This is a genomic window from Mesorhizobium sp. M1143, from assembly GCF_040318435.1.
In the GTDB taxonomy this organism is placed as follows: Bacteria; Pseudomonadota; Alphaproteobacteria; order Rhizobiales; family Rhizobiaceae; genus Mesorhizobium.
Window position 1 is genome coordinate 1 of record NZ_JAMYMJ010000133.1, and the last position, 3187, is coordinate 3187.

At 56.4% G+C, this 3187-nt stretch carries 3 protein-coding genes; all 3 read right to left on the minus strand.

Annotated features, from left to right (window positions below; all coding sequences use genetic code 11):
• The coding region (locus tag NKH35_RS31145) for a methyl-accepting chemotaxis protein (RefSeq protein ID WP_352917513.1) at positions 1–1254 on the minus strand (1254 nt) is incomplete at its 3' end.
• Entirely contained in the window at positions 1254–2072 is an 819-nt protein-coding gene (locus NKH35_RS31150) for a hypothetical protein (RefSeq protein WP_023687338.1), read from the minus strand. The genes NKH35_RS31145 and NKH35_RS31150, both read right to left, overlap by 1 nt.
• Entirely contained in the window at positions 2065–3000 is a 936-nt protein-coding gene (locus NKH35_RS31155) for a coiled-coil domain-containing protein (RefSeq protein ID WP_352917514.1), read from the minus strand. Before NKH35_RS31155 ends, NKH35_RS31150 begins: the two co-directional genes overlap by 8 nt.
• Positions 3001–3187: the final 187 nt, after the last annotated feature.

A 3187-nucleotide genomic window follows, 5' to 3' on the forward strand; every position in this document is an offset into this window, starting at 1 on the left:
TCCCAGAGTTTGGAAAGCGTCTGGTTGGGGCTCAGGCTCGACCCGAATTGGTGCGCTCTCGACGGTGTCATTTGCGGCCAGATCTGCCAGTGGCTGTTCAATCGCGATAGGAGCGTTGAGAGGGGGAACAGGCCTCGGCGCGTGAAGGGTTCTTCCTGCCAAGGTTGCGACAAGGTCTCCGGTGTCCTTGCTTTGCTTTTGCACCACTGCGGCAAGCGCCTGGGTCAAGCGTTGTTGCGCTTGGACGCTCTCCGCTGTTTGCTCTGCGGCTGCCACAGCCTTTTCCACACCTGCGGCCACTTTAGCCACAGCATCAACGATGCCCGCCATGCGGGCTTGCTGTTCCTGCGAAGCCGTCTCTGTTTTGACAGCATACTGAGCGACCGCGCTGCCAAGAAGTTTCACCATCGGCGCCAGATCGTTCTTAAGGACCTCATCAGGGACGACAACCTTCTCCAACTTGGTGGCTACGCTTTCGGCCTGTTCACCCAGTCTGCCAACTGAAGAGGACATTGAGCTGTTGGCTTTGTCGAGCAGATCGGCTGCCGCCTCGACGCGCTGTGCGATCAACGAGAACTGACTTTCGATCTGCCCAAAATTGTGGCTCAAAGCATTGCTGAGCTTTCCCGAGGCCTCTTGAACTGGTCTGATCGATTCCATCGCGATTTTATCCAGGGCCGATCTTATGTGCTCTCCGTTCCGCTCCGCTTGAACGGCGATTTCGGCAAAACCCTCCTCCAACATCTGATTGCTTACGCGGCGAAAGTCAGCGAATTCCCTGGTTACACTTTCCATCTCGGCTCTTACACGCCGCGTCATATCCGCGAGTTCGTGCCTGACCGTCCGTTCGATGTCGGCAGGATCGCGGCGCATCTGATTGTAAAAGATCCGCAAAGCGATGCCCGTGATCGTCGACGTCACCGCGATACCAAAGTTCCTCACGATTGTGTCGGTGGATCCTTCGGAACCAAACTGAAACAGCGATACGCCGAGACTCGTCAACGTAAACAGGAAACCCATGTAGTAGAGATTGTCGCCTGTTTGCTCATCGTGGAGCCGTAGCTTGCCGGTGAAGACGGACGCGGCAAGATAGATGAGCATCAGGCACACCGGTGCGCTCGCCGCCATTATAGGGTCTACGCCCGACAGCTTGGCTATTGCGATGAACACGCAGCCACCCAGGGTTAGCGTCGCAAAGACGAAAAGGGGCAGGCTCGGATGTCCTAAGAACGACTCCCCTCGCTTCTTGGCCATTAGTTTAACCCCTCCAACCCTACCAGCTTCTCAAAATCACCATGATGGCTTTGAACCCACCGGGTCCAGAACTCTGCATGTTCGAAAGAGCCAAATGGCTTCTTCGCCCTATCGACGTAGAGTATCGTAAACCCGACGCCATCGAGCGATGTCCCGTAAGTCCTGTCAGCCGCGCTATCAAGGTACTTCTGATAATCGAGACCCGAACGATATTGTGAGTACAGCGCCGTATGTTCGATCATATCTGACGCGACTATTATTCGCTTAGCGGTCTTCTCTTTCGCCAAACTGCTATCGAATAGCGACAGTTTGATTTTCTGAATTCCGGCCATGATCGGAGATTGGCTCGCGGATTCTCCATTGGGAATCTGGTCGGGAAGGTTCGTCAAAGGGTCCTCGAACGCATCTTCCCATTTCTTCTGCCGCCGAGACGGATTGTTCGTCCAGCTGTCGACCGTCGAGCCGTCGCCCGGATTGCATCCATCAAACATCACAGTCAGGTCGCCGGGCCTCGCGCCCAGCGTCAATATCTTGAGATAGCCGCCAGGCTCGACGCGCCCAATGGTCTTGCGGAATTCATTCTTCAGATCCGCCATGGTTATCGGCGAAATCGGGTCGGTGGCGTCGATCAAGACCGCTGTCAGGCTCACAGGTCCGTTCAGTGGGCAATTCGTGCTGATGTCGATTTGGTCCTTCCCGGATCTCGACCACATCCAAACAAAACCGGCCAGCATCACAGCCGACAGCACGGCCAATCCGGCTGCTGCGACAATTGTGCCGCCACTGCCTTTCTTTCTTCTGCGACCCCGCCTAGCCATTCACGCTATCCGGATGAAGCTTGTCGAGATCTCGGTACTGTTCGATCCCGCGCTCGCATTCCAGCCCGATGAGCCGCACCTGAGCGTTGAGTTCTTCCTGCGCGTCACGAATTGAGGCGCCCAGGTCCTTCTCGCTCCATTCATCGTCGGACGATATCAGGGGTTTTATGCGCTCAAGTTTGTAGGGTGTGGCAAAATGTTTTGGCGCTGGCTCTGTGCGGGCCTGGAAATTGGCCTCCCTGTACTTTGAGAGAAGCTGGTTGCAGGCTCGCTCCAGCTGGTCTTGATGCTGCGCAAAGAGCGTCAGCAGCCTCGACCGATGGTCGATGATCGCTCGATGCTCCCTGCGTCTGCTCCCCAGCCGCTTGACGATGTCCTCCACCTTCTCGTTGTGCTCATCGCGCACCTCTTGCAGAGCCTCGATGAGCTCGCTCTTGCGCTCGATGTAGTCTTCCCGGCGAGCCACCAATCTGTTTTCGACACCCGCATAGCCCGGGTATGGGTCGAGAACGAACCAGCCGTCGATAAACGCAAAGATCGAAAACATGAGACCAATGCCGAACAGAAGCCAGGATTTCACGTCCATAAGGCCAGCCGGATTGGCGAGCATGCTGCGCACGACCTCGACGCCGGCTCCGTCCACAAAGGACCCGCTAACCTCGCGGTAATGCGCAAGCGCTAGGTTTATGGTCAATGCCAAGCCGATATAGGCCGCTATCGACAGCGCGCCGATCAACTTCACAAAAAGCGATCTGTGAGTCACCAGGCGTGCACAGAATATTGCGAACAGCAGAGCGGCGCCGATGTTCAAAAACGAGAAAGCGGCGGCTTCGAGGAGCCCGCCAAAGAATCCCTGTTCATTTCCCTTTGCGAGGAAATTTCCGTTCATCGCCGTTTCAATGAGGAACAGGAAGATTAGCAGGGACACTCGGAAAACATGGGCCGCTCCGTGTTGAACCCTCACAGCCCGGACAAGCCCGTGCTTCTGTTTGAACCAGTCGTGGTGTTTATACGCCGCGTTGAGCGATTTGGGGCATCCGTGAAGTTAGTCCAGGCCCCCCGCGCTCGAGGCTTTGCAATAGGCAACACAGGCGGCGGGCGCCGGCCGGCTCAGC